Here is a 2,031-nt window from a genome sequence, read left to right as displayed (position 1 = left end):
ACAGCGCAGTAATAGCCGTCGAATTTGTGTTGGTTTTGAACTCTCCGCGACGGAATGCTAGACTGGCGACGTATACATTCGCGCCAGAACACGGGTCGCATGAAGAAAAGGAGATGCCATGGCGCCTATCGCACCGCTCAAGATGCTCGTCGCTCCTGCCGCCAAGGCCATCGTCCGCCTGAGCGACTCACTCACCTACGACGATGTCCCCTGTCTTGTCGACGAACGTACGGACTGCTGCCCTTACCTGGGACACGTCCCCTACTTTGCGCCTAAACTCGCTTTTGACCCCGAGCACCGCGAGCGGTAATCCAAGATGCAGCAAACGCCGCGCAGCTCGCGGCGTTACTGTTTTGGTGCAAAGAAACCTGTCCCCCTTGCACCAACGCCAGGATTATCGAGGCTGCGGCCGCGGCGCGATATGAGGCGCGAGACCTCGCCCAACAACACGCCGATTACCACACCCACGAGAATCGGCAACTTTGTCATCTCGGCGGGTGAGCTGTTGAGCGGCACAATGGTGGCGACAATCGAAAGCACAAGCTCCACTACGGGAATCGCAAGTGCCACCGCGAGCACCTTGCCCTCGAAGGGCGCGCGGAACACACGCGGGCGATCGTCGTATTTGCGCAGGCGCCAAAACGCCGGGAACATCGGAATATAGCTCATAAGCAGGAAGACGACGTTCATCGAGAAGAAAACCCAAAAGACGTCGGAGCCCTCGCCCAGCGGAATCTGAAGCAGTAGTACCAGGCTGGCAAAACAACCGTTAATGAGTGCCGAGCCATTGGGCATGCCGGTCTTCTTGGACACCAGCGCAAAGGGACGCGGCATATTGCCGTGACGCGCGGCATAGCTCGCCACGTTGTTGACGCCAAAGCTCCAGCAGATCATGTTGGCGAACAGCGTCACCAAAAAGGCCGCGCCCACGACCATCGTCAGCGGATGGCTGCGCCCCAACATGGCGGCGACCGCGTCCACAATGCCCGAATCGAGCGAAAGCCGCTCGGTGGGAACCGCGGCTCCAATGCCGATGCCGCAGATAATGTAGATTGCCGCAATGGCGACGCCACCGGCGATAACCGCCTTGGGGATATCACGCGACGGGTTTTTCATCGTGCTGGCAAAGGTCGCGACCACTTCGAAACCCATAAAGTTGAACAGGATGATCGATAGGTACGTCAACGAATTGGTGTCGCCCAAATCTGGAATGAAGGTCTTAAACGACATGTCGTTGGCAAAGCCGTTATTACAGGCAAACCAGATGCCGACGATCCCCACCACGGCGGTAATGAGCACCTTGATGACGGCACCGCCGTCCATGACCCAATCGGCCTCGGCCACCGGGTGCATCGCCATGACCGTGACGCCCCACACAAAGGCAAGCTCGATGGCAATTCGGGCCCCAAGCGAAAATTCGATGCCCCATACCGAATTGATGACACTGGGGAACATACAGGCGATACTTGCAACCCACAGTGGAAAGTTGACCCAGTAGCACCAGGAGCAGTAGGCACCCCAACGGTCGCCCAAGCCCAGACGAACCCAATCGTACAGGCCGCCCTCGGAATCGAACGCCGTACCGAGCTCGGCCACCACCAGGCCATAGGGAAGCAAAAACGTAATGATGAGGAAGATCCACCAGAAGAACTGCACGTTACCCATGGCAGATGCCGGAGCAGCCGCCTCGATGGTAAATACGACGCATATAACCGAGAGGATGACCTCGAACAGGGAGAACTTTTTACCTGCCATGGCACGCTCCCCCTACAGCAAAAAAGATGGCATCTGCACCGAAGGCGCAGCCCAAGGCAGGGTTGCGGGCCGCGTCACCGGTGCAGGTGCCATCCCAAGGAGAAGAAGGGATGCAATTGTTGGACCAACGCTCGCGGAACAGGCGCGTGTAGATGACGATACGCTGGTACATGGATACTCCGATCAAGACGGCCGCGTATACGACCGGGAACTTTCGGCAATTGGATACGCGCCTGACCTGGGATATCCAAGCGAACAATAGGCCTAACCCGCGAT

The 2,031-nt window shown here is 58.0% G+C and carries 3 protein-coding genes; 1 reads left to right on the top strand and 2 read right to left on the bottom strand.

All coding sequences use genetic code 11. The features are described 5' to 3' along the window. The first annotated feature begins 118 nt into the window (after positions 1-118). Positions 119-310, top strand: a complete 192-nt coding sequence (locus tag ACQRC0_RS08665) for a hypothetical protein (protein WP_154514948.1) — start codon at positions 119-121, stop codon at positions 308-310. 35 nt (positions 311-345) lie between these two features. Here ACQRC0_RS08665 and ACQRC0_RS08660 read toward each other — a convergent pair whose 3' ends face one another. Together ACQRC0_RS08660 and ACQRC0_RS08655 are read right to left on the bottom strand one after the other, a co-directional pair. Continuing rightward, positions 346-1,755 carry an APC family permease gene (locus tag ACQRC0_RS08660; RefSeq protein ID WP_154514950.1) on the bottom strand — a complete coding sequence of 470 codons (1,410 nt, stop codon included), beginning with the start codon at positions 1,753-1,755 and terminating at the stop codon, positions 346-348. After that, positions 1,745-2,031: hypothetical protein (locus ACQRC0_RS08655; RefSeq protein WP_427729302.1), on the bottom strand; the 287-nt coding region annotated here is incomplete at its 5' end. The genes ACQRC0_RS08660 and ACQRC0_RS08655, both read right to left, overlap by 11 nt.

This window comes from Collinsella sp. SGI.033 (assembly GCF_050315135.1).
Taxonomy (GTDB): Bacteria; Actinomycetota; Coriobacteriia; order Coriobacteriales; family Coriobacteriaceae; genus Collinsella.
This window is presented reverse-complemented; position numbering and strand designations above follow the sequence as displayed.

Coding starts and splice junctions, on each gene's coding strand:
- ACQRC0_RS08665 (WP_154514948.1), top strand. CDS start 119: ATGGCGCCTATCGCACCGCTCAAGATGCTCGTCGCTCCTGCCGCCAAG.
- ACQRC0_RS08660 (WP_154514950.1), bottom strand. CDS start 1,755: ATGGCAGGTAAAAAGTTCTCCCTGTTCGAGGTCATCCTCTCGGTTATA.